This window comes from Nonomuraea sp. NPDC050328 (assembly GCF_044459405.1).
In the GTDB taxonomy this organism is placed as follows: Bacteria; Actinomycetota; Actinomycetes; order Streptosporangiales; family Streptosporangiaceae; genus Nonomuraea.
On sequence record NZ_JBITIW010000004.1, the window covers coordinates 280,139 to 303,991 of the forward strand.

Genomic DNA, 23,853 nt, shown 5'->3' on the forward strand with positions numbered 1-23,853 from the left:
CTCAGCGTCAAGCCGGGCATATCCGGCGCGTTCATTTGACATCTGGCCCTGTGAGCACCTGGATACGCTGACACCATGACCGCCCGGAAGCCGGCGCACGTGCTGGCGAACGCCCCCTACCGCAGGCTGTGGCTGGCCATGTCGGTCTGCAGCCTGGGCGACTGGCTCAACATTCTGGCGCTGACCGCGCTGGCCGGAAACCTGATGGCCCCCGGCGACTTCCGCGCGCAGTCGCTGGCGGTGGGCGGCGTCTTCATCGCCAAGATGTTGCCCGCGATCGTCCTCGGCCCGGTGGCGGGCGCCTTCGCCGACCGGTTCGACCGGCGCACCACGATGGTGGTCGCCGACCTGACCCGGGCCGCGCTGGTGCTGTCGATCGCGGCCGTGGTCTGGCTGGCTCCCGGCGCGGCCTACCAGTGGATGATCGTCGCGACGCTGCTGATCGAGTGCGTCAACCTGTTCTGGGTGCCGGCCAAGGAAGCGACCGTGCCCAACCTGGTGGGCAAGGAGCAACTGGAGCAGGCCAACCAGCTCAACCTCCTGGTCACCTACGGCACCGCTCCGCTGGCCGCGGCGCTGTTCGCCGCGCTCTCGCTGCTCGGCGACTTCTTCGGCGACGGCTCGCGGCTGGTCTCGGGCGAGCTCGCGCTGCTGATCAACGCGCTCGCCTTCCTGGTCTCGGCCTTCCTGATCTTCGGGCTCCACGACATCCCGCGGCTGGCCGGCTCGCTCGCCCCGCCCTCGGTGCTCAAGCAGATCGTCGAGGGCTGGCGCTTCGTCGGCGGCAACCGGCTGGTGCGCGGTTTGATCATCGGCATGCTCGGCGCCTTCGCCGCGGGCGGCGCGGTGGTGGGCGTCGCCAAGACCTACGTGACCGCGCTCGACGGCGGCGACGCGGCCTACGGCGTGGTCTTCGGCGCGGTCTTCGTCGGCATGGCCCTGGGCATGTTCTTCGGACCGCGCTTCCTGCGCGAGCTGTCGCGGCGGCGGCTCTTCGGGCTGTCGATCATCGCCGCCGGCGTCGTGCTGGTCGCCATCGCGCTCATCCACAACCTGGTCATCGTGGTCATGCTGACCGTGGCGCTCGGCGCGTGCGCGGGGATCGCCTGGACCATCGGGTATACCCTTATCGGTCTGGAGGTCGAGGACTCGATCCGGGGGCGCACCTTCTCCTTCCTGCAGTCCACCGCTCGGGTGACGTTGTTGCTCGTGGTGGCCGTGGCCAGCCCGCTCGCCGCGCTGTTCGGCTCGCATGCGATCCAGGCCGGCGCGCTGAGCTACGAGTTCGACGGTGCGAACCTGGTCCTGTCCCTCGGCGGGGCACTCGCGATTGTTGTGGGGATAGTCGGATTGCGGCACATGGATGACCGGCGCGGCGTTTCGCTGTCCGCCGACCTGATCGCGGCGGTGCGCGGCGAGGCGTACTCCGACGAGCCCGAGGAGCAGGTGCCCGGGCTCTTCGTGGCCTTCGAGGGCGGCGAGGGCTCGGGGAAGACCACGCAGTCCCGCATGATCGCGATCTGGCTGCGTGACCAGGGCTTCGACGTCGTGCAGACCCGCGAGCCCGGCGCGACCAAGGTCGGCATGCGGCTTCGCGCGATCCTGCTCGACGCCGCGGAGAAGGGGCTGTCGGCGCGGGCCGAGGCCCTGCTCTACGCCGCCGACCGGGCCGAGCACGTCGAGAAGGTCATCCGGCCGGCACTGCACCGCGGCGCCGTCGTGGTCACCGACCGGTATGTCGACTCCTCGCTGGCCTACCAGGGCGCCGGGCGGGCGCTCGACCCCGCCGACGTCTCCAAGGTCAACGCCTGGGCGACCGGCGGGCTGGTGCCGCACCTCACCGTGCTGATCGACACCCCGCCCGAGGTCGGACTGCGCCGGCTCGGCGGAGCCGCCGACCGCATCGAGGCCGAGCCGCTGGAGTTCCACGAGAAGGTGCGGCGCGAGTTCCGGGCGCTGGCGGCGGCCGCCCCCGAGCGCTACCTGGTCGTGGACGGCACGTGGGCGCCGGACGACATCACCCGGGCCATCCAGGACCGCATCCGGGAGATCCTGCCCGACCCGGTGCCGGAGGAGTCCGAGGACGCCACCGGCACGATGCCCGCGATCCGCGACTAGAGCCCTCCGGGTTATCCGGTCACCTGGGCCAAAGCGTCGGAGCGGGCGGCTAGCCTTGTCGCGTGGGCGTATTCGATGATCTCGTCGGCCAGGATCGCGCGACAGCCGTGCTGCAACGCGCCTCCGCGGCCGCCGCGGAGGTCGTCGCCGGCGGGCGGGGCGCGGGCATGACCCACGCCTGGTTGTTCACCGGCCCGCCCGGTGCGGGCCGCGAGAACGCGGCGCGGGCCTTCGCCGCGGCGCTGATGTGCGCGCAGGGCGGTTGTGGCCACTGCGACCAGTGCCACCAGGTCTTCGTCGGCTCCCACCCCGACCTGGAGCACGTGCGCCCGTCCGGCCTGTCCTACGGCATCAAGCAGGCCCGCGAGCTCATCCTGCGCGCGGCCGGAGCCCCGACCCAGGGCCGCTGGCGGGTGATGCTGTTCGAGGGCGGCGACCGCCTCACAGAGGCTGCGGCCAACGCGCTGCTCAAGGCCATCGAGGAGCCGCCGCCGCGCACGGTCTGGCTGCTGTGCGCGCCCTCCGCCGACGACCTGCTGATCACCATCCGCTCCCGCTGTCGCGTGGTGACCCTGGTCATCCCGTCCACCGAGGCCGTCGCCCACGAGCTGGCCACCCGGGACAACGTCCCCGAGGCCACCGCTCGCTTCGCCGCGCGGGCCGCGCAGGGCGACCTCGACCGTGCCCGCCAGCTCGCGCTCGACGAGGGGGTACGGCAGCGTCGTGAGGCCGTGCTGAGCATCCCCGCCACGCTCACCGGCGTGGGCGAGTGCGTCACCGCCGCCGAACGCCTGGTCAAGACGGCCGAGGAGGAGGCCACGGCGGCCACCACCACGCTCAACGAGTCGGAGACCTCCGACCTGCGCCGGCTGTACGGCGAGGGTTCCACCGGCAAGGGCCTCAACCGCGGGCTCGTGCGGGGCGGCGCGGGCGCGCTCAAGGAGTTGGAGGACCGGCAGAAGTCCCGGGCCACGCGCATCAAGCGCGACACCCTGGACGCGGCGTTGCTGGAGCTGGCCGGGTTCTACCGTGACGTGCTGGCCATGCAGTTCGGCGCGCCCGTCGAGCTGGCCAACGACGACCACCGCTTCGACCTCGACCGGCTGGCCCGTGCCTCCACACCCGACGAGACGCTGCTGCGGATCGAGGCGATCATGCAGTGCCGCGAGCGCCTGGAGGCGAACGTCAACCCGCAGATCGCGGTCGAGGCCATGACCCTGTCCCTGCGCGCTCCCCGCTGACCGGAAGTATCTCTCGTCTTTTCTTGCCGAGGGAAGCAGCAGATGACGCCGCCGGACGTCTCTGTCCTGTGGAAGCCGAAGCACTACTCTCCCGTGCCGAGCGCCAGGAGCCCGTGGACGTGGCGAGCCTGTTCGCCGAGCATCAGCTGGGTCTCGTACGGCTCGCGCTGATGATGGTCGGCGATCGGGCGACCGCCGAGGACGTCGTCCAGGAGGCGTTCACGCGCACCCATGCCGGTCGGGCGCGGTTGCGAGATCCGGCCAAGGCGCTGGCCTACGTCCGCTCCGCCGTGCTCAACCAGTGCCGGTCGGTGTTGCGGCGCCGGGCGACGGTCTTCCGGAAGGCGGTGCCGTACGATCCGCCGGTCTGGTCGGCGGAGACCGCCGCGTTGCTGGGGGAGGAGCGGCGCGAGGTGCTGCTGGCCCTGCGCGAGCTGCCCCGGCGGCAACGGGAGGCGCTGGTGTTGCGCTACTACTTCGAGCTGTCCGACCAGGAGATTGCCGAGACCATGGGGATCAGCGGTGGCACCGCTCGGTCGACGATCGCGCGGGGGCTTAAGGCCCTCGCCAGTGCGCTTGGGGAGACGTCATGAGCGTCATGGAAGACCGGCTGCGTGACGCCCTTTCCGCGGCCGGAGCGAGCGTCGAGCCGGCCGGGCTCCGGCCCTTGCGAGTCGTCGACCACCGGCGCGTGCGGGGGCGGTTCCGGATCGGTTACGCCCTGGGCGCCGTCGTGCTGGCCGGGCTCGTCGCCTTCGGCGCCGCCGCCGTCGGCGCGCGCAGCGGGCAGGTCGACGCCATGGCCTTCACCAGTCCGTCGCCGCGCTACCCCGTGGTCGTCTTCCTCTGCAACGCGGTGGAGTATGCGCCGTGCCTCGGCCGGACGGTCACCTCCGAGGAGCGTGAAGCCGTCCGCCAGGCTCTCACCTCGCTGCCGGGAGTCCGGGAGGTCGTCTTCGAGGACCAGGCGACGGCCTATCGCAACTTCCGAGCCAAGCGCAGCGATTCGGAGATCCTTGCCCTGGTCGAGGTGCGCGACATGCCGGAGTCGTTCCTGGTGAACGTCGGCTCCGCCGCCGAGGGCCAGGCGGTGGTCCAGGCGGTCGGCACGATGCCCGGGGTGAACCGGGCGGTCAATCGCCAGTGCATGCCGTTCCTCGGGCTGATCGTCCTCACACCTGGTTGCTGAGCTGCCCGTCGTCGGCGTCCCTCCGGAATCGAGGTGTGAGGTGGGCGCGAGGTGGCAAGGAATGGCCTTATGGACCACCCTCGAGGTCAGGAAGAGAGCCCCCACCCATGGGAATGATCATGGCGGTGAGCTTCAGCCGCTACGGAAGGCTCTATTACCTCGACCCCGGCCCGCACACCCCCAAGGTGGGCGACAAGGTGCTGGTCCCCACCGACTCCGGCCCCGAGGTGGCCGAGTGCGTCTGGGCTCCGCAGTACGTCAGCGAGGACGTCGACGGCCTGCCGGTCTGCGCCGGGGTCGCCAGCGACGAGCAGCTCACCCGAGACGAGGCGAACAAGCGCCGCCGGGCCGAGGCGCGCAGCGTCGCCAAGCGGCTGATCAAGCGGCACACGTTGCCGATGAAGGTCGTCGGCATCGACTTCCTCGACGCGGACAACGTCTACACGGTCTACTTCTCCGCTCCGCACCGGGTCGACTTCCGTGCGCTGGTGCGTGACCTGGCCCGTAACCTGCGGGCCAGGGTCGAACTGCGGCAGATCGGGCCGCGGGACGAGGCCCGGCTGCAGGGCGGCATCGGCCCTTGCGGGCGGGACCTTTGTTGCGCGACCTTCCTCAAGGACTTCGAGCCGGTGTCCGTCCGGATGGCCAAGGACCAGGACCTTCCGGTCAACCCCATGCGGATCGCCGGGGCCTGTGGGCGGTTGATGTGTTGCCTGAAGTACGAGCACCCGCTGTACCAGGAGTTCCGGGCCAGTGCTCCGCGGGTGGGGACGGCTGTGGACACTCCCGAGGGCGGGGGCGTCGTGGTCGGGCACAACGTGCCGTCCGACTCGGTGGTCGTGCGGCTCAACGACGGGGGGCGGCGCTGCCAGTGCTCCAAGGCCAGCGTCTGCTCCCCGCGCAAGCAGTACGAGCAGCAGTACGGCGGCGACCCGGCCACCTGACCGCGTCCGGGGGGTTGATCGCGCTCGCCTGTGGAAGGTTGTCGGGGTGATGTCGCGACCCAGGACCGTCGCCAGGGTGATGTCGCGACCCAGGATTGCCGCTGCCCTCGTGCTGCTTCTCCTGCTGCTCCCTGCCGTACCCGCCTGCAAGGGCGCCAGCCCCCGCCCCCCGGCGCTGACCTGGCACGACTGCGGCGACGACTACGAGTGCACCACCCTCCAGGTCCCCCTCGACCACACCCGCCCGTACGGCCGGCAGCTCACCCTGGCCGTCACCCGCCTGCCCGCCCAGGGCGACCGCATCGGCTCCCTGGTACTCAACCCCGGCGGCCCAGGCGGCTCAGGCGTCGACTACGCCCGCGCAGCCCGAGCCATGCTCAGCACCCGCCTCCTGGACCGCTTCGACATCGTCGGCTTCGACCCCCGCGGCGTCGGCCGCTCCACCCCTGTCGACTGCGTGGACGACGCCGCTTTGGACACCTTCCTCTCCCTGGACACCACCCCCGACACCGCTGACGAGCGCACCACCCTGGCCAAGGCCTCCCAAGCCTTCGCCACCGCCTGCCGCAAGCGATCCGGCCAGCTCCTCCCACACCTCAGCACCACCGCCGTCGCCCACGACCTCGACCTGCTCCGCGCCGCCCTGGGCGAGCGCACGCTCACCTACCTGGGCAAGTCCTACGGCACCCTCCTCGGCGCCGTCTACGCCGACCTCTACCCCCGCCGGGTCCGCGCCCTCGTCCTCGACGGCGGCCTCGACCCCACCCTCCCGCGCCTCCGCCTCCAGCACGAACAGGCCGAAGGCTTCACCACCGCCTTCCGCGCCTACGCCCGCTACTGCCTCGCCGGCCGAGGCTGCCCCTTCCGCAGCAAAACCGTCGACGGCGTCCTAACCGAACTGACCACCTTCCTCCGCCACACCGACACGACCCCTCTGCCGGCCGCCCGCCCCGTCACCGAGACCCTTGCCACCCTCGGCCTCCTCACCCCCCTCTACGACCGCACCTCCTGGCCCGCCCTCACCGAGACCCTCCGCCAGGCCCTCGCCGGCGACGGCACCCTCCTCCTCCACCAGGCCGACCAGCTCACCGGCCGCTCCACCGACGGCGCCTTCTCCAACCAGACTGAGGCCAACCTCGCCGTCACCTGCGCCGACGCCCCCCACCCGCCCGTCTCCGCCTACGCCACCGCCGCCCCTCGTGCCCCGTCTCCCTTCGGCGCCTCCCTCATCTGGAGCTCCCTCCCCTGCGCCTACTGGCCTGTGAAGGCCAAGCCCCTCCACCCCCTCCGAGCCGCCGGCGCCCCGCCGATTCTCGTTCTAGGCACCACCCGTGACCCCGCCACCCCGTACCGCTGGTCCCAGACCCTCGCCTCCGACCTCACCTCGGCCACCCTCCTCACCCACGTCGGCGACGGCCACACCGCCTACTTCAACGGCTCCTCCTGCGTGGACGACCTCGTCGACCACTACCTCACCACCGCCCTCCCACCCCCACCCGGGACCCGCTGCGGCGGTGTCGAGTGAATCCCGGGAGCGAGCAGTGGGGAGATTCCTGTAGACTCCTGCTTGCCTGTACGGCACGCCGCCTTAGCTCAGTCGGCCAGAGCACTTCACTCGTAATGAAGGGGTCTCGGGTTCGAATCCCGAAGGCGGCTCCCAGGTGAAAGGCCCTCTCGGATGATCCGGGAGGGCCTTTTCTGATTCTGCACACCGACCCAGCAGCCGACGGCCGCTGATCGCCTGCGAACCAGGCTGATTCGGTGGACGTGACCGCTCTGGAACCGGGCACGACCCTCGAACTCGGCTTCCACTCCTTCGGCCGACGGCAGGCGCGGTCCTGCCACCCAGGCTGTGTGCGACGCGCTGCAGGCGGCATTCAACCCCTTCTGTTCGCTCTCATAACGTTTTCCCGGCCACTGACCAAGAAGGGATGTAATCGACGAAGGGAGCACGGCCGGTGCGTCGCAGACAGGCGGACATCGCTACGGACGTGGAAGCGTTCGAGGTCTTCTACCGGCGCCACGTCGACGCGATCACGTCGTTCCTCGCCCGCAGGGTCGATGATCCGCACACGGTCGCCGACCTGGTGGCGGAGGTGTTCGTCGCGGTGCTCGACTCCGCCCACACCTACCGGCCCGGGCTCGGCAGCGAGATCGCGTGGTTGTACGGCGTGGCGCGCAACACCCTCTCGGCCGAGCGGCGGCGGGCGTTCAAGGAGACGAGACTGGCCGACCGTCTGGGCGGGCGAAGACCGCTCGACTCCGACGACGTCGCCGAGCTCGAGGAACGGATCGACGCGGAGAGCGTGGCCAGGCGGGCCTTTCAGGCCATGGCCGGACTACCGGACGGTGATCGCGCAATGCTGGAACTGGTCGTCATCGACCAGCTCACGATCAGCGAGGCGGCCACTGCCCTGGGCATCCGGCAGGGGGCCGCCAGGGCCAGGCTGCACCGCGCCCGCCACACGCTCAGGAACGTGCCGGGGATAGCCCCCTTCGTCTTGGAAGGAATGCGATGAACTTCAAGGAGCACGTACTGATGGAACTCAAAGCGGAGATCGTCGCCCGGAACGAGGCTCGCCGCCTGCGCATCAGGAGGCGTCTGCTCGCCGGAGCCGCGGTGGCCGGGATCGCCGCGGCGGCGGCCGTCGCGGTGCCGTTCCTGAACGGGGCGGGGACCCCGGCCTACGCCGTCGCCAAGAACGCCGACGGCACGATCACCCTGAAGATCAATGAGTTCAGGGATCCTGCCCAGGTGGAGAAGGACCTGGCAGCACTCGGTCTGACCGCCGACGTCTCCTACGTCAAGCCCGGCAGCCGGTGCGCCCCCGACCGTGGCGAAACCGACTCCGGCCCCTCGTTCTCCAAGGAGGAACTCGCGAGCAAGGATCCCGAGGTTCGGAAGAGGATCAACGCGGCGATCGACAACTCGCCGAACGGCAAGGCGTTCAAGATGGGCGGTGGCGAGGTGCGGATCAGACCGCAGCACATCAAGCCGGGGCAGACGGCCGTCATGGAGTTCACCGAGAACGAGGACCAGACCTCGGGCCCGGAGAAGCCCAGAGCCCTGTGGCAGTTCAGCGGCTACCTCGTCACCGGTCCGGTCAAGCCCTGCACGGTCATCGACGACCCGTCCTGGAGCCAGATGCCCGACCCCAAGACCAACCCCGAGGCGTACCCGCCGGCCGGTAGCTGACCCCCGCCCGCAGCCGCCATCGATCCGCCGGGGCGGGTGGCCGGCTGGGCGTAGCCGCCGTGCTCGGCGGCTACGCCTGGCCGCTGTACCTCACATCTGGCGTACGAGGCCAAGGTTGGCATCGCCACGGTCGGGGGCTCGTGACGATGTCGAAGACGCCGGAACCCCAGTGATCGACCTCAGAGCCATCGAGGGCGAAGGAGCCGCAGACGTCTGCTCGGCGGTGACGCCATCGACGCCCTGACCGAGCGTGGCGGCGGCACCGATAACCAGGCGCTCGTCGGCTCTAGATCGCTTTACCATCGGGGCAGGGTCTCGTCGAAGGGGTGAGCGTGGGGCAGAAGCGCAGGCGAAGTCCCCAGGAAAAGAAGCTGCTGAGCTACACCAAGGACCGGCGCAACAACTACGGGCAGAGCGACAAGGGCTCGCGTAAGAGAATCCGCCGGAACAAGCGGGCACCTCATCGGGCGAACAGGCGCCACGTATCCCAGATTCTCGATGTGACTGTCGGGCCCGTCGATGCCGTAGCAGAGGAGGCCGCCGAGGAGCGGCTTGCCGTCAAGCGTCCCAAGCGATGGAAGAAGTGGCCGGACACGCCGCTCGGCCTGATGGTTCAGCAGCGGCTTGAGGGCAGGGCGGCACGTGACGATGGGCACGGGGCACGGAACGAACGACGAGCAAGGCGGGTAGGCATTCGACTGCGTCGGCCAACGACGGCAGTTGGGAGCCGTCTTCTCCGGGTGTAGATGACCTTCAACAATGATCTGCGGGCGTGGGCCATTGCTGGCATCGCTTCCTGAGCGGCCTACGAGGGTTGGCTTATACCGCGGCGCTCGGTGAGGCACCCGCAGCACGGTCGGCGCTTCAGCGGGGCAGCACCAAGCTGGGGCGGAGGGTGAGCAGGAGGCCGAGGGTGGCGTAGCCGAGGAGGAGGTGGCCGCCGCCGATCCAGCGGGCCCCGTCCTCGCCGGCCAGGATGAGGGCCGGCATGGTCACCGCGAACCAGCTCTCGGCGATGAGCGGCCACCAGCGCAGCGGGCCGCGCCAGCGTCCCGCCACCGCCAGCTTCACGCCGATGACCAGCATGCCGAGCATGGACAGCGGCCAGAACACGTCGAGGATGCCCATGGCCACGTGGTCCTGGGCGGACTCGGGCAGGAGGCCGTTCAGCAGCGACCACAGGGTGGCCGGCGCGAGCAGGCCGAGTTCGACCTTGAGCATGGCCCGCGAGACGCGCGTGTCGCCCGTGGCGCGGGTCCGGATCTGGACGGCGAGCAGGGCGAACAGGCCGAGCTGGAAGGCGACCCCGGTCAGGCTGCCGATGCGCTCCTCGACGCCGTCGTTGACCGTGCCGAAGAGGAGGACGCTGGTGGCCCAGGCGAGGGTGCCCACGGTGAGCGCGAGGCCGAGCAGGCGCACGGCGGCGGGCGTGATGGATTCGGCGGCGATCGGCTGGTCAGGCTGGGGGACGTCGGTGCGGGCCGTGGCCGGGGTGGTGGTGATCTGCGGATCCATGGGAGTTCCTTTCTGCGTGCTCGCACCAGGGTCGCGGCCGGTGGTCCCGGGCGGGCAGGGTCCGGTGTCCCGGTTTGTCCCGGGACTGCGGTCCCGGGTGGGTCAGGACGCCTTTGGGATGTAATGCGGGGCATGACAGGAACGGGGCGCACCCGGGTGCCGCTCGTGCTGGCCGTCGCGGCGCTGGCCATCGCGGTGGTGACCGTGGCCCTGGACGCGCGGGTGGCGGGCGTGCCGATCCCCGCGGCGGCGCAGTTGGACCCGGGGTGGCCCGCGGCGCTGTCGGGGCTGGCGATGCTCGGGCCCGGCGTGCTGCTGCTGCGCATGTTGCAGCGCCATGCGGTGGCGTGGGTGCTGACCGGCTTCGGGTTGCTGGTGCTGGTCGACGGGCTGGCATCGGCGTGGGCGGCCTACGCCCTCTACGCCGCACCGGGGGCGCCTGGCGCGGCGGGCGCCTACTGGTTCTATTCGCGTTTCGGCGCGGCGCTGCTGCTCGCGCTGCCGGTGCTGATCCTGCTGTTCCCGGATGGACGGCTGCCTTCCGGCCGGGTCTGGCGGCCACTGGCGGTGACGAGTCTGGCGTTGACGGGGCTGCTTCCGGCCCTGCTGGTCGTCGCGCCCATGGAGGTGATGTCGCGTTTCCACGGGGTCGCACTGCCGCCCGAGATCGCGCGGCTGAGCCTGGATCCGCTCGCGGTGCGCCTGCCGTACGCCTGGTGGGAAGCCATCCTGCAGGTGGCCTACGCCTCGATCCTGGTGAGCATGCTCGTGCCGTTCGCGGTGGTGGTGCGGCGCTACCGGGCGGCCGATCCGGAGCGGCGGGCACAGATCAAGTGGCTGATGTGGGCGGCTCTGGTGGACACGGCCGTGCTGCTGGTGCCGCTACGGGTGCCGCCGCAGGTGCCGTCGGTGCTGATGAGCCTGGCGATCGCGGCCACGTCGGCGGCGGTCGTCGTGGCGGTCGCCAAGTACCGGCTCTACGACGTCGACCGGCTGCTGTCGGCCACCCTGGCGTACGGCGTGCTGGCCGCGCTGGTGGTGGCGGTGGACGTGGCGGTGTTCACGGTGGCCGGCAGCGTGCTGGGCGAGCGTGATTCGGCGTTGGCGGCGATCGGGATCGTCGCCTTGCTGTACGCGCCGTTGCGCGGCTGGTTGTGGCGGGGGGCGCGACGGCTCGTCCGTGGCGGCGGGCACGACTCCTACGCCGCGGTCTCGACGCTGGCCGAGCGGCTGGAGCTGGCCACCGATCCGGACGAGCAGCTGGTCGCGGTCGCCTCGACGCTCTCCGAGGCGTTCCGGCTGGCCTACGTGCGGGTGGAGATCGACCGCCCGAACGGCGAGCGTTCCACGGTCCAGCGCGGCACGCCGCGCGGCCCGTCGGTGTCGCTGCCGGTGGCCTACCGCGGCGAGGTGGTGGGCCGGCTGGTGCTGTGCCGCGCCGACCTGAGCGAGCGGGATCAGCGGCTTCTGGGTGATCTCGTACGGCAGGCCGCGGCGGCGGCGCGGGCCACCGAGCTCAGCGCCGACCTGCAGCGCATCCGCGCCCGCCTCGTGCTGGCCCGCGAGGAGGAACGCCGCCGGCTTCGCCGGGACCTGCACGACGGGTTCGGTCCGATCCTGGGCGCGCTGCGGCTGCGCATCGAGACGGCGCGCAACCTGGCGGCCACCGCGCCCGCCCAGGCAGACCGGCTGCTGGAACAGACGGCCGCCGACGTCGGCGACGTACTGGCGGACGTGCGCAGGCTGGTGCACGATCTGCGCCCGCCCGCCCTCGACGAACTCGGCATCCTGCGCGCCATCGAGCAGCAGGCCGGCCGGTTCCGCTCGGCCGCGCTCGACATCCGCGTCAGCGGCGACGGCCCGCTGGACGCGCTGCCGGCGGCGGTGGAGGTGGCGGCCTACCGTATCGTGTCCGAGGCGCTGGCCAACGTGGTCAAGCATGCCGGCGCCGCGCGCTGCGAGGTCACCCTCGGCGTGCGGGACAGGAGACTCGAAGTGGCGGTACGCGACGACGGCGGCGGCATCGACCCCGGCGTGCTGGCCGGAGTCGGCATGCTGTCGCTGCGCGAACGCGCGGCCGAGCTGGGTGGCGACTGCCAGGTCAGTTGCCCGCCCGACGGCGGCACCCTCGTCGCCGCGCGACTGCCGATCCAGGAGGCGGACGGTGCCTGAGGAGACGATCCGCGTGCTGGTGGCCGACGACCACCCCGTCTACCGCGACGGGCTGGCGGTACTGCTCGGCTCGATCCCCGGCATCGACGTGGCCGGGACGGCCGCCGACGGCGCGCAGGCCGTCCAGTACGCCTCGGACCTGCAGCCCGACGTGGTGGTGATGGACGTGCGGATGCCGGGGCTCGACGGCATCGAGGCGACCAGGCGGATCGTCGCCGACAGCCCGCACATCGGCGTCCTGGTGCTGACCATGTCGGAGGAGGACGCCACCCTGTTCGCCGCCATGCAGGCGGGTGCCCGTGGCTACCTGCTCAAGGGCGCGGGCCAGGAGGAGATCGTGCGCGCCATCACGGCGGTGGCCCACGGTGAGGCGATCTTCGGTCCGGCGGTCGCGCTGCGTGTGGCCGAGTTCTTCCAGGGGGTCGCCTCGGCCGGTGATCCGGTGTTCCCGCAGTTGACGCCGCGTGAGCGTGAGGTCCCTTTCCCTGGTGGCGGCCGGGCGGTCCAACTCGCAGATCGCCTTGGCCCTGCAGGTGTCGCCCAAGACCGTGCGCAACAACGTCTCCAACATCTTCGCCAAGCTGCACGTCGCCGACCGCGCCGAAGCCATCGTCCGCGCCCGCGACGCGGGTCTCGGCCGCTGACCTCAGCCGGGGTGGTGGCTGAGAGGTCGAAGGTTTCGGCGAGCCGTCTGGTCTCGCGCTGGTTGTCTGTGATCTTGCGGATGGCGGTTGAGACGGTGACCGGTGTGACCGTCTGCGGCCAGGGCTTTGAAGGCCAGGTACGGCGGGCTTTCCGAGCTGATCCATTCGATTGTGTCGCGTAGGTCGCTCGGGACGGTTTCCCAGAGTTTCCAGATCGCGAAGAACTCGTCGCAGATGTCGTAGATGACGCCGAGTTTTCGGCGCTTCTCTCGCCCGTCCCAGCCAGCCGAGGGATAGAGGGCGACGCCCAGGCTGGGCAGGGCTTTGACGACTTCGGTCCAGATCGAGCCGGCGTCCACGGGATCTCCTCGGAGTGACTGTCTGAGGGATCGGTGGGACGCGGCGGAACGTTGTCAGGGGATTTGAAGTTGTGGACCTTCGCTTCGGTGAATCATCGGTTCGTGGAGTGGCTGACGGAGGAGCCTTGGCCGAAGTATCGGGAGACGACGAGTTACACCGACCTGTGGACGTTCAACGGGAAGTCGTTTCCGTTGACCTTCTGGCGGCGGCCGTTGCAGGCGATGACGGGCGCGTTCGTGGAGGCGGGGTTCTGTCCGGCGGCCATCAGTGAGCCGCAGACGGCGCCGGGTGCGCCTGAAGCGTTCGCGGGGATCAGTTTCATGTGTTTCGTCGCCCAGGTGCCGGCGGCCTGAACAGGGGTGGGAGAGGTATCAGGGGTGGTGTCAGGGCGGTGACGGTCCCGTATCAGGGGGGTCGGCGAGAGTTGGGCCATCGAAAGAACGGCAGCCGGAAAGGCGGCCGGATCGGCTGACAACTCGAAGGAGCACCACCATGACCGCCACCCTCACCGACCAGGACAAGCTCACCCTCCGCACCGCCGCCTGGGGCGCGGTGTCGCTGATGTCGGCGGCCGGGATGGCCACCTCGGCGCACAAGGTCGCCACGCACGGGTCACTGGCGCTGACCTCGGCGACCGGGCTGGTCGGGCACGTGCTGACGAAGGCGCCGAAGGGCGTGAAGTACGGCAAGACGGTGGCGGACCTGGCGGACGTGGTGCTGCCGGCGCTGACGGAGGCGATGGGGCTGCTGAAGCGGCAGGCCCCGGCCGAGGCGGACAACTTCCGGAGCACGGTGATCGTGGCGATCGAGGCTTCGGCGCAGACGCACAAGGGCGAGCCGAGCCCGACCCTGGCCGACATGGCCCGCAAGATCACCGCAGCACTGGATGCCGCCTAGCCGAAGTCCCCAGGGTGGCCCCGCCGCCCTTCGTTGAAACCACTCTGAACATCACTAAGGAGACCCCCATGTCCGCCATCCAGAACCGTCCGGAACTGCAGCAGGCCCTTCAGGAGATCGTCGACTCCGGCTTCGCCGGGGTGCAGGTGCGGGTGAACGACGAGCACGGCGAGTGGGTCGGCAGCGCCGGCGTGCGGAAGCTGGGCGAGACGGAGAAGCCCTCCACCGACGGCCACTTCCGGATCGGCAGCAACACCAAGACGTTCGTCGCCGTCCTGACCCTGCAACTGGTCGCCGACGGGCAGGTCGGGCTGGACACGCCGGTGGACGACTACCTGCCGGAGTACGGGCTGGACCGCGAGATCACCGTGCGGATGCTGCTGCAGCACACCAGCGGCCTGTTCAACTTCACCGGCGAGCACTTCCCCGACGGCACGATCGCGCCGGGCATCCCGTGGGAGGGGCAGGGGTACGTGGACGGCCTGTCGCACACCTACGACCCCGAGGAGCTGGTCCGGCTGGCGCTGTCCAAGCCGGCGCGGTTCGCCCCGGGCACCGACTGGAGCTACTCCAACACCAACTACGTGCTGCTCAAGCTGCTGATCGAGAAGGTGTCCGGCCAGTCGCTGGCCGAGGAGATGCAGGACCGCATCCTCGGGCCGCTCGGGCTGACCGGCACGGTGGTGCCGGGCGCCTCGCCGGAGATCCCGGCGCCGCACGCCCACGGCTACTACCGCTACGAGGAGGCCGGCGAGTGGAAGCTGGTCGACGTCACCCGGATGAACCCGTCCTGGATCTCGGCGGCGGGCGACATGATCTCCACCACCAAGGACCTGCACACCTTCATCGCCGCGCTGACCGGCGGCAAGCTCCTGCCCGCCGAGCTGCTGGCGGAGATGTACGAGGCGTACCCGCAGATCGGTTACGGGCTCGGGGTGTTCGTGCAGCAGACCGAGTGCGGTGACACCGTCATCACGCACAACGGCGGCTTCTTCGGCTGGGGCGCGCTGATGTACGGCTCGCCCGACGGCCGCACCACGCTGACCGCCTCGCTGACCACCGGCGACGCCGAGCTCGACTTCATCGCCACCGCCCAGGCCTTCCAGGCGGCCCAGCAGAAGCTGGTCAACCTGGCCTTCTGCGCCGGCCAGGCCGAGCCGGCGGCGTGAGCGGGGTCCACGGCAGCCTGGCGGAAAGGTCCTCCCCGATCGTCGGGGAGGGCCTTTTCGCATGCCGTACCGCATGTGGTCGTCACTGCGGGGGTTCGGCACAATTGCTCAGATGAAAGTCGGATTGCTTGGACCGTTCGAGGTCAGGAACCACGACGGGGCCGTGGTGGAGGTTCCGGGGATCCGGCTGCGCGCGCTGCTGGCGGCGCTGGCTCTCGAAGCCGGTCGGATCGTCACCAGGTCGAGGCTGGTGGACTGGATCTGGGGCGAACGCCCGCCCGCGGACGAGGTGAACGCGCTGCAGGCGCTGGTGTCCAGGTTGCGGCGGGTGTTGCCGGACGGGGTGATCGAGGCCGACGCCGGGGGCTACCGGCTGGCCGTACCGCCGGACGACGTGGACGTGATCCGGTTCGAGCGCCTGGTGAGCAAGGCCAGGACGGCAGAGCCGGGGGAGCGGGCGGAGCTGCTGCACGCGGCGCTGGGGCTGTGGCGCGGTTCGGCCATGAGCGATCTCGTCCTCCAGGACAGTGAGGTGTTCGACGCCGCGGTCGGGCGGCTGGAGGAGCTCCATCTCGCCGCGCTCGGCGATCGGGTGGACGCCGACATCCGGCTGGGCCGCGGTTCTGAGATGGTGTCCGAGCTGACCGAGCTGGTCGCGAGCTACCCGCTGCGCGAGGGGTTCGTCGCGGCCCTGATGCGGGCGCTGGCCGAGGCGGGACGCGGGAACGAGGCGCTGACGCTGTTCCAGCGGACCCGCGAGCGGCTCGCCGACGAACTGGGCGCCGACCCGTCGGCCGAGCTCACCGCCCTGCACACCGCACTGCTGCGGGGCGAGCTGGGCGAGCGGACGGAACACCGCAGGACGAACCTGCGCGCCGAGCTGACCAGTTTCGTCGGCAAGGACGGCGACGTCGGCGCGGTCGCCGGGCTGGTCATCAACCACCGGCTGGTCACCCTGACCGGAGCGGGCGGCTCCGGCAAGACCAGGCTGGCCACCGAGACCGCGCGGATGGTGCTCTCCGAGCTGCCGGACGGGGCGTGGCTAATCGAGCTGGCCTCGGTGCAGGCGGGCGGCGACCTGGCCCAGGCCGCGCTGACCGCGCTCGGGCTGCGCGACCAGGCACTGCTCGGCGGCGCACGCGGCGGCGAGCCCATGGATCAACTGATCACCGCGCTGCGCGAGCGCACGATCCTGCTGGTCCTGGACAACTGCGAGCACATGATCGAGGCGGCCGCGGCGTTCGCGGACCGGCTGCTGGGCGAGTGCCGGCGGTTGCGGATCCTGGCCACGAGCCGGGAGCCGCTGGGCATCACCGGCGAGGTGTTGTGGCAGGTCGAGCCGCTCGTGCTGCCCTCGACCGGCGCCGGGGCGGAGGAGATCGGGAGCTCGCCCGCGGTACGGCTGCTGCGCGACCGGGCGGAGCTGGTGCGCAAGGACCTCGGCTCGGACCCGGCCGCGCTGGCCGCCATGGCGCGGATCTGCCGGGCGCTGGACGGCATGCCGCTGGCCATCGAGCTGGCCGCGGCCCGGCTGCGCAGCATGTCGGTCGAGCAACTGGCCCGCCGGCTGGACGACCGGTTCCGCCTGCTCACCGGCGGCAGCCGTACGGCACTGCCGCGGCACAAGACGTTGCGCGCGGTCGTGGACTGGAGCTGGGACCTGTTGACCGAGGCCGAGCGCGGTGTGCTGCGCAGGTTGTCGGTCTTCTCCGGCGGCGCGAGCCTGGAGGCGGCCGAGCGGGTGTGCGGGGAGGACGGGGAGTACGGCGGGGAGCTGGTGCTCGACGTGCTGACCACATTGATCGAGAAGTCGCTGGTGGTCGCGGGCGGCGAAGACGTGCCGCGTTACCGGATGCTCAACACCATCCGGGAGTACGCCGCCGGGCGGCTGGAGGAGGCGGGGGAGAGCGAGCGGATCCGCCGGGCGCACCTGGCCTACTTCACCGAGCTGGCCGAGACGGCCGACCCGCACCTGCGCCGGGCCGAGCAACTGACGTGGCTGGCCGTGCTCGACGCCGAGCGCGACAACCTCAGCGCGGCCGCGCGCTGGGCGATCGCCGAGGGCTCGGCCGAGGAGGCGATGCGGCTGGTGGGAGCGGCCGGCTGGTACTGGTACCTGAGCGGCTCCCGCGCCGAGGGCATGGAGTTGTGCGTCCAGGCGGCCTCGCTGGAGGGCGAGGTTCCCGACGAGGTGCGCGCCCTGGCGTACACGCTCGTGGCGATCTTCATCACCGCCGGGCCCGGCCGTGACCAGTACCAGGCCGAGGAGTGGATCCTCGCGGCCCCCCGGTACACGCGGCCCGGGTACCGCAACCCGCTGCTTGGCTTCGTCGCGCCGCTGGAGCGGATGGTGCGCGAGCCCACGAACTTCCTGCCCGCCTTCGACCCGCTGGTGGCCGACGACGATCCGTGGGTGCGGGCGCAGGCCCGGCTCACCCGCGGGCGGTTGCGGCTCACGCTCGGCGGCGACGAGACCGACGTGGACACCGACGCCGAGACCGCGCTGGCGGAGTTCAGCGCGCTGGGTGACCGGTGGGGGACCTCGCTGGCCATGAGCTTCGTGGCCGATCGGCGGGCGATGCGGGGCGAGTTCGGCCGTGCGTGCGAGTTGCTGGCGGAGGCGACGGTGGCGGTGGTCGAGGTCGGTGCGACCGGGGACGCCATCGGGCTGCTGGCGCGGCAGGCGCAGCTCTACTGGCTGCTCGGTGACGAGCGGGCCAGCGCGGCGGCCGTGGCCGAGGCGGAGCGGTACGCGGGTGACATCACGTGGCCGGACACGCTGGCCGAGCTGGAGCTCGCGCTGGCGAAGCTGGCTCGGTGGCGGGGGGAGCCGGAGCGGGTTCGCCGGCACCTGGCCGCGGTGCAGGCGTTGCTGGGTGATGCCGAGCCGAACGACATGGTCAAGGCTCGGAGCATGGACCTGCAGGGTTACCTCGCGGAGGACCTTGAGGAGGCGCGGGCGCACCGGGGCGAGGCGCTTCGGGCGGCGGAGGGGCTTGGGTATCCGCCGGTGCTGGCCGATGCGCTGGTCGGGGTCGCCGATCTTGCGTGGCGGCGGGGGCTGGACGAGCGGGCTGTCCGGCTGCTCGCGGCGGCCGAGGGGGTGCGGGGGACACCGGATCTGTCGCAGCTCGACGCGGCCAGGATGGCGGCCGAGGCGCGCGAGCGTCTCGGGGAGGACGGGTTCGCGGAGGCGATGCGGGCCGGGCGGGAGGGGGACTGGCGGGAACTGGCTGAGGCCACGCTCACCGCCTGAGGCGGCCCTATATAGGGCATGGTGATGTCGGCCGCCGGCATCGCCGAGTCCGCCCACCGGGTGGGGGTGCAGGGCGGGCTCGCGCTCACCTCGGCCACCGGCCTGGTCGGGCACGTGCTGGCCAAGGCGCCCAAGGGCGTGAAGTACGGCAAGACCGTGGCCGAGCTCGCCGACGTGGTGCTGCCGGCGCTCACCGAGTCGGTCGCCCTGCTCAAGCCGCAGGACCCGGCCGAGGCGGACAACTTCCGCGCCACGGTCCTCGTAGCCCTGGACGCCGCCGCCGGCGTCCACCAGGGCACGCCCAGCCCCACGCTGGTCGACATGGCCCGCAAGATCACCGAAGCGCTCGACGCCGCGTGACCGGAGTCGCCCCCAAAGCGGGGCGGATCCGGCACGATGGGGCCATGGAAGAGATGTTGCCTGTGATGACCCGCGCGACGGAGAAGACCGTGGACCTGGTTCGCGGCATCCGCGAGGAGCAGTTCGGCGGGCCCACCCCGTGCTCGGAGTACACCGTCAAGGAGCTGATCGGCCACCTGGAATGGGTGTCCGAGGCGTTCGAGTCGATGGCCAAGGGCGGCTCGATGGTCCCGCAGGGGGAGTACGCCGGCGACTTCCCCGAGCGGGCCCGGCGCACGCTGGCCGCCTGGTCGCGGCCCGAGGCGTGGGAGGGGACCAGCCCAGGGCTGGGCCTGCCGATGAGCACGCTCGCGCAGATGTTCCTGGTGGACATGGTCGCGCACGGCTGGGACCTGGCCAGGGCGACCGGCCAGCCGTACGAGCCGGACCCGGAGGCGGTGTCGCGCGCCTGGCTGTTCGCCGGCCAGATGGCCGAGATGGGCCGGCAGCAGGGCGCCTTCGGGCCGGCGGTGGAGGTGCCGGAGGACGCGCCCGTGTTCGACCGCCTGCTGGGCACCATCGGCCGCGACCCGTCCTGGAGACCGTAAACCGCCGCCCTAAAAACCAGGCCGTACGGCGTCAGGTTAGAAGACCGCGCTGGAAGGCCACGGCCACCGCGGCGGCCCGGTCGTTGACGCCGAGCTTGGCGTAGATGTGCAGCACGTGCGTCTTGACCGTCGCCTCGCTGATGAACAGCCGGGCGGCGGCCTCCCGGTTGGTCGTGCCCTGCGCGATCAGCCGGAGGATCTCCAGCTCCCGGGCGCTGAGCGGGTCCGCCGCCGGCGCCCGGACCTGTCCGATCAGCCGCGTGGCGACCGACGGCGACAGCACCGACTCGCCCCGGGCCGCCGCCTCGACCCCCCGGATCAGCTCGTCGCGGTGCGCGTCCTTGAGCAGGTACCCCGTCGCCCCGGCCTCGATGGCCGGCACGACGTCCCGGTCGGTGTCGTAGGTGGTCAGCACGAGCACCCGGGCCGTGCTGCCGGTCCGGGCCAGTTCCTTGATCGCGCTGACCCCGTCCATGCGCGGCATCCGCAGGTCCATCAGGATCACGTCCGGCCGCAGGGCGAGCGCGAGCTTGACCGCCTCACCGCCGTCGCCGGCCTCGCCGAGCACCTCGAAGCGGTCGTCGCCGGTGAACATGCCCCGGATGCCGTCGCGCAGGATCGGGTGGTCGTCCACGATCAGCAGCTTGATCGGCGTGCTCACGCGTCCTCCCTGGCGACCGCCGGGACGGTGGCCGAGATCGCGGTGCCGCCGCCGGGCTCCGACTCGATCTCCAGGCTCCCGGCCAGCCGCGCGACCCGCTTGCGCATCGAGGTCAGGCCGAACCCGCCGCCGTCGGCGGCCCGGTCGAGGGCGAAGCCGACTCCGTCGTCCCGGACGTCCAGGGTGACCACATCTTCCATGTACGACAAGGTAAGCCCGACCCGGCGGGCTTCGGCATGCTTGGCGACGTTCGCGAGCGCTTCCTGGGCGATCCGCAGCAAGGTCTGCTCGACCTCGGGGTGCAGCGGGCGTGCCGTACCCGTGGTGGTCATCTCCGCCGGTACGGCCTGCAACCCGGACCAGCCGGCGACCACCTCGGCCAGCGCCTCCGGCAGCGGGGCCGTCTCGAGCTGCCCCGGCCCGATGGCGTGCACCGAGCGGCGGGCCTCGGCGAGGCTGTCGCGGGCCAGCCGGGCGGCGGTGTCGAGATGTCCCTGCCACTGCGCCCCGGTCTCCTGGGCGTGCGTCGCCGCCTGGATCTGGGCGATGATCCCGGTGAGCCCCTGGGCCAGGGTGTCGTGGATCTCCTGCGCCATGCGCTGGCGCTCGTCGAGCACGCCGGCCTCGCGGGCCTGGAGGAGGAGCTGGGTGTGCAGGACCGCGTTCTCCCGCATCGCCTCTTCGAGCTGGTTCACCATGCGCTTGCGTTCGCTGCTGCGGGCCGCGGTTACGTCGCCGACCAGGCTGAACAGCGCGACGAGCGAGGTGATCGCGGCGATGAAGAACACGTGGGTGAGGATCGCGGGCAATGTCGGGGCGGGCAGCCCGCCGGTGAAGCTGGTCACGCTGATCGTCGCGGTGGCGGCGATCCCGACGAAGCGCCATCTGCCGGTCAGCAGTTGCCAGGAGGCGATGTAGCCGACGAAGGCGAAGAACCCGGCGAACCAGATGCCCTGGCTGCACAGCGCGGCGATGAGGACGATCAGCCCGGCGACGTAGACCGCGTGGTGGCGGCTGCGGCCCAGCAGGGCGATCCAGGTGGCCGCAACGGCGGCGACGCCGAGCATCAGCAGATGCTCGGCGAGCGTCCGGCCGTCGGTCAGCCAGGTGAGGGCGACCGAGACCGTGAGCAGGAGGTAGGGCACGGTGGCCTGGAGCCGTTCGAGCCGGGCCTCCTGCAGGTCGAGCGAGGTCACGTTACTCCCAGCGGAAGAGCTTGGCGGCGGCGACACTGATGACCACCGCGTACCCCGCCATGATGACCAGGGAGAGCGTGCTGGGGAAGCCACCCGCCCAGACGTCCTGGAGAGCCTGGCGGAAGGCGCCCAGCGGGGTGTATGTCCCGATTTGGGCAAGGATAGCGGGCATCTGGCTGGGCGGCTGGATCAGTCCGGCGAGGTAGGCCATCGGGAAGTAGAGCAGCACGCCGATCCCGTTGGCCGCCCGCCCGTTCGGCGCCAGCGCGGCGATGAGCAGGCCGATCGCGAACATCGCCCCGGTGCCGAGCAGGAAGGTCAGCGTGACGGCGACGGGCGCGCTGGGCAGGTTCGCGCCGAGCACCGTGCCGGCGACCGCGAGCAGCAGCCCACAGGCGGCGACGGCCAGGACGAGCTGCAGGATGAGCTGCACCGCCAGCAGCCGGGCGGGCGGCACCGGGGTGGTGGACAACCGGCGCAGGATGCCGCGCTCGCGATAGGTCGCCAGGGTGGTCGGCACCAGGTACAGGCCGACGAGGCCGACCGCGATGGACAGGGCCATGGGCACCAGCACCGTGTCACCGGGGGCGATCGAGCTCCCGAAGATCACCAGGATGAACAGCGGGATGAGCAGGGCGAACATCGAGCCGGGTTCGCGGACGAGCAGCTTGGTCTCGATGGTGGTGAGCTTGGCGAGCGCGGTCATCTTCGAAGCCTTTCGATGAAACGGGGGGAGTCAGGAGAAGGTGCGGCCGGTGAGGGCGAGGAAGGCGTCGTCCAGCGTGCGCTTGTCGATGCGCAGGTCCGAGACGAGCAGGTTGTGCCGGGCGAGCTGCGAGGTGACCGCGCTGGCGAAGTCCCCGCGGCCGGTGATGACCGTCTTGGCGCCGGTGACCTCGACTGAGGAGACCCCGGGCAGGCCGCCCAGCAGCGCCGGCAGCTCCTCGGCGGTCCCGGTCAGCAGGGTGAAGCGCATCTCGTGCTCGGCCCCGACCAGCCCGGCGGGGGTGTCGAGGGCGACCACGCGGCCCCGGTCGACGACCGCCACCCGGTCGCACAGCTCCTCGACCTCGTCCATGAAGTGGCTGACCAGCACCACGGTCACCCCGCTGTCCCGCACCTGCTTGATCAGCTCCCAGGTGGCCCGGCGCGCCTGCGGGTCGAGCCCGGTGGTCAGCTCGTCGAGAAAGGCCACCCGCGGGTCGCCCACCAGGGCCAGCGCGATGAACAGCCGCTGCTTCTGGCCGCCGGACAGCTTGCCGAAGCGGGCGTTGCGCTTGTCCTTCAGCCCCCACTGCTCCAGCAGTTCGCGCCAGTCGCGCGGCTTGGCGTAGAAGGAGGCGTACAGGTCGAGCGCCTCCCACACCTTGATGTTCTCCGGGAGCTGGGTGTGCTGGAGCTGCACGCCGATCTGCTCGCGGAGCTCGCTGCCCGCCGTACGCGGGTCGAGGCCGAGGACGCTGATCCGGCCGCTGTCGGCCCGGCGCAGGCCCTCCACGCACTCCACCGTGGTGGTCTTGCCCGCGCCGTTCGGGCCGAGGATGCCGAAGATCTCCCCGGCCTCCACCGAGAAGGTCACGCCCTCCAGGACGGACTGGGTGCCGTACTTCTTGACCAGGTCTGCGACTTCGATGACTGCCATGGCAAAAGCATCGCGTCAGAGCCCCTGCTGGCGGATCGCCCCGGCAGCTACCATTCGCCCTGGATGTGGCTGATCGCGTAATCCACCGAATGGTGGATGGCGGAACCGGGGGAGGATGCCGTCGAGAAACTGCGCGGCCTGGTGCGCGAGCGCTTCGGCACCGAGATCGCCCAGCTCGACCGGATGCGCGGCGGCAGCAAGAAGGGCGTCTACCGGCTCACCCTGGGCACCGGGGTCCTGCGGCGGGCGCGGGCCGATCTGGGTGAGGCCGCCGCTCGGGTGGAGCGTCTGGCCGCGGCGGGGGACGAGCTGGCCGCGGTGCTCGGGGACCTGGCGGACGGGATCGAGCCGCGCGCCGAGTGCGGCCTGGTCCACGGCGAGCTGGGCCCCGACCACGTGCTCGTGGACGCCGCGGGCGAGCCGGTGCTGATCGACATCGAGGGCGTGGTCCCCTTCGACGTCGAATGGGAGCACGTCTTCCTGCGCATCCGCTTCGGCGAGCACTACCCGGCGCTCGCGGTGCCCGGCCTCGACGAGCGGCGGTTGCGGTTCTACCGGCTGGCGCAGCATCTCTCCCTGGTCGCCGGGCCGTTGCGGCTGCTCGACGGGGACTTTCCCGACCGGGCGTTCATGGCCGGGATCGCCGAGCATCACACCGGCCAAGCCCTGGCCGTGCTCACACCCGGCGGGCCGTCCTGGTAGGACG

22 protein-coding genes, 1 tRNA gene and 1 pseudogene are annotated in these 23,853 nt (G+C 71.3%); 19 read left to right on the forward strand and 5 right to left on the reverse strand.

All coding sequences use genetic code 11. From position 1 onward, the window contains the following. Nucleotides 1-75 precede the first annotated feature (75 nt). The 9 genes from tmk (at nt 76) to ACIBG7_RS17580 (ending at nt 8,688) form a co-directional block, all read left to right on the forward strand. Nucleotides 76-2,118, forward strand: a complete 2,043-nt coding sequence (gene tmk, locus ACIBG7_RS17540) for a dTMP kinase (RefSeq protein ID WP_357928927.1) — start codon at nt 76-78, stop codon at nt 2,116-2,118. A gap of 62 nt (nt 2,119-2,180) precedes the next feature. Next, nucleotides 2,181-3,359 carry a DNA polymerase III subunit delta' gene (locus ACIBG7_RS17545; protein WP_397336866.1) on the forward strand — a complete coding sequence of 393 codons (1,179 nt, stop codon included), beginning with the start codon at nt 2,181-2,183 and terminating at the stop codon, nt 3,357-3,359. Nucleotides 3,360-3,472: 113 nt separating this feature from the next. After that, nucleotides 3,473-3,952: a SigE family RNA polymerase sigma factor gene (locus ACIBG7_RS17550; RefSeq protein ID WP_357928932.1), complete on the forward strand. Its 480-nt coding sequence runs from the start codon at nt 3,473-3,475 to the stop codon at nt 3,950-3,952. Next, nucleotides 3,949-4,548 (forward strand): permease-like cell division protein FtsX, encoded by a 600-nt coding sequence (locus ACIBG7_RS17555; protein ID WP_397336867.1) that lies wholly within the window; start codon nt 3,949-3,951, stop codon nt 4,546-4,548. The genes ACIBG7_RS17550 and ACIBG7_RS17555 overlap by 4 nt, the downstream gene beginning before the upstream one ends. A gap of 119 nt (nt 4,549-4,667) precedes the next feature. Then, the gene (locus ACIBG7_RS17560) at nt 4,668-5,492 is read left to right on the forward strand and encodes a stage 0 sporulation family protein (protein WP_397336868.1); all 825 of its coding nucleotides are present in this window, start codon (nt 4,668-4,670) and stop codon (nt 5,490-5,492) included. Between the two features lie 109 nt (nt 5,493-5,601). After that, nucleotides 5,602-7,017, forward strand: a complete 1,416-nt coding sequence (locus ACIBG7_RS17565; RefSeq protein WP_397336869.1) for an alpha/beta hydrolase — start codon at nt 5,602-5,604, stop codon at nt 7,015-7,017. 57 nt (nt 7,018-7,074) lie between these two features. After that, nucleotides 7,075-7,148, forward strand: a tRNA-Thr gene (locus ACIBG7_RS17570). 302 nt (nt 7,149-7,450) lie between these two features. Further along, entirely contained in the window at nt 7,451-8,011 is a 561-nt protein-coding gene (locus ACIBG7_RS17575; RefSeq protein ID WP_397336870.1) for an RNA polymerase sigma factor, read from the forward strand. Between the two features lie 20 nt (nt 8,012-8,031). Next, nucleotides 8,032-8,688, forward strand: coding sequence for a hypothetical protein (locus ACIBG7_RS17580; protein ID WP_397336871.1), 657 nt, complete (start codon nt 8,032-8,034; stop codon nt 8,686-8,688). Between the two features lie 864 nt (nt 8,689-9,552). On the opposite strand, the gene ACIBG7_RS17585 is transcribed toward ACIBG7_RS17580, so the two are convergent. Beyond that, nucleotides 9,553-10,203: a hypothetical protein gene (locus tag ACIBG7_RS17585; protein ID WP_397336872.1), complete on the reverse strand. Its 651-nt coding sequence runs from the start codon at nt 10,201-10,203 to the stop codon at nt 9,553-9,555. A 132-nt stretch (nt 10,204-10,335) separates the two neighbouring features. On the opposite strand from ACIBG7_RS17585, the gene ACIBG7_RS17590 reads away from it, so the two are divergent. The 9 genes and pseudogenes from ACIBG7_RS17590 to ACIBG7_RS17630 all read left to right on the forward strand — a co-directional run bounded on the left by ACIBG7_RS17590 (nt 10,336) and on the right by ACIBG7_RS17630 (nt 19,648). Then, nucleotides 10,336-12,375 carry a sensor histidine kinase gene (locus ACIBG7_RS17590; protein WP_397336873.1) on the forward strand — a complete coding sequence of 680 codons (2,040 nt, stop codon included), beginning with the start codon at nt 10,336-10,338 and terminating at the stop codon, nt 12,373-12,375. Between the two features lie 19 nt (nt 12,376-12,394). Beyond that, nucleotides 12,395-12,664 (forward strand): annotated as a pseudogene (locus ACIBG7_RS17595) (response regulator transcription factor); the annotation flags it as partial. Between the two features lie 244 nt (nt 12,665-12,908). Continuing rightward, nucleotides 12,909-13,019 (forward strand): LuxR C-terminal-related transcriptional regulator, encoded by a 111-nt coding sequence (locus tag ACIBG7_RS17600; RefSeq protein ID WP_397337127.1) that lies wholly within the window; start codon nt 12,909-12,911, stop codon nt 13,017-13,019. A gap of 461 nt (nt 13,020-13,480) precedes the next feature. Beyond that, on the forward strand, nt 13,481-13,732 hold the full coding sequence (locus ACIBG7_RS17605; protein ID WP_397336874.1) for a hypothetical protein: 252 nt from the start codon (nt 13,481-13,483) through the stop codon (nt 13,730-13,732). Nucleotides 13,733-13,871: 139 nt separating this feature from the next. Next, nucleotides 13,872-14,276, forward strand: a complete 405-nt coding sequence (locus ACIBG7_RS17610) for a hypothetical protein (protein ID WP_357929451.1) — start codon at nt 13,872-13,874, stop codon at nt 14,274-14,276. Between the two features lie 68 nt (nt 14,277-14,344). Next, a complete protein-coding gene (locus ACIBG7_RS17615; protein WP_397336875.1) occupies nt 14,345-15,445 on the forward strand; it encodes a serine hydrolase domain-containing protein in 1,101 nt (366 codons plus the stop codon). A gap of 112 nt (nt 15,446-15,557) precedes the next feature. Beyond that, nucleotides 15,558-18,701 (forward strand): BTAD domain-containing putative transcriptional regulator, encoded by a 3,144-nt coding sequence (locus ACIBG7_RS17620; protein ID WP_397336876.1) that lies wholly within the window; start codon nt 15,558-15,560, stop codon nt 18,699-18,701. Nucleotides 18,702-18,719: 18 nt separating this feature from the next. Then, complete coding sequence (locus ACIBG7_RS17625) at nt 18,720-19,061, forward strand: hypothetical protein (protein WP_397336877.1); 342 nt, start codon at nt 18,720-18,722, stop codon at nt 19,059-19,061. A 44-nt stretch (nt 19,062-19,105) separates the two neighbouring features. Next, a complete protein-coding gene (locus tag ACIBG7_RS17630) occupies nt 19,106-19,648 on the forward strand; it encodes a TIGR03086 family metal-binding protein (RefSeq protein WP_397336878.1) in 543 nt (180 codons plus the stop codon). 31 nt (nt 19,649-19,679) lie between these two features. Here ACIBG7_RS17630 and ACIBG7_RS17635 read toward each other — a convergent pair whose 3' ends face one another. Genes ACIBG7_RS17635 through ACIBG7_RS17650 form a run of 4 tightly spaced genes read right to left on the reverse strand, consistent with a single transcriptional unit; the run spans nt 19,680 to nt 23,147 of the window. Further along, nucleotides 19,680-20,309, reverse strand: a complete 630-nt coding sequence (locus tag ACIBG7_RS17635) for a response regulator transcription factor (RefSeq protein ID WP_357929439.1) — start codon at nt 20,307-20,309, stop codon at nt 19,680-19,682. Then, nucleotides 20,306-21,505 (reverse strand): sensor histidine kinase, encoded by a 1,200-nt coding sequence (locus ACIBG7_RS17640; protein ID WP_397336879.1) that lies wholly within the window; start codon nt 21,503-21,505, stop codon nt 20,306-20,308. The genes ACIBG7_RS17635 and ACIBG7_RS17640 overlap by 4 nt, the downstream gene beginning before the upstream one ends. Nucleotide 21,506: 1 nt before the next feature. Beyond that, entirely contained in the window at nt 21,507-22,211 is a 705-nt protein-coding gene (locus tag ACIBG7_RS17645; RefSeq protein ID WP_357929435.1) for an ABC transporter permease, read from the reverse strand. 30 nt (nt 22,212-22,241) lie between these two features. Continuing rightward, a complete protein-coding gene (locus tag ACIBG7_RS17650; RefSeq protein WP_397336880.1) occupies nt 22,242-23,147 on the reverse strand; it encodes an ABC transporter ATP-binding protein in 906 nt (301 codons plus the stop codon). A 96-nt stretch (nt 23,148-23,243) separates the two neighbouring features. Here ACIBG7_RS17650 and ACIBG7_RS17655 point away from each other — a divergent pair, with 96 nt between their 5' ends. Next, nucleotides 23,244-23,849, forward strand: a complete 606-nt coding sequence (locus ACIBG7_RS17655) for a hypothetical protein (RefSeq protein ID WP_397336881.1) — start codon at nt 23,244-23,246, stop codon at nt 23,847-23,849. Nucleotides 23,850-23,853 lie beyond the last annotated feature (4 nt).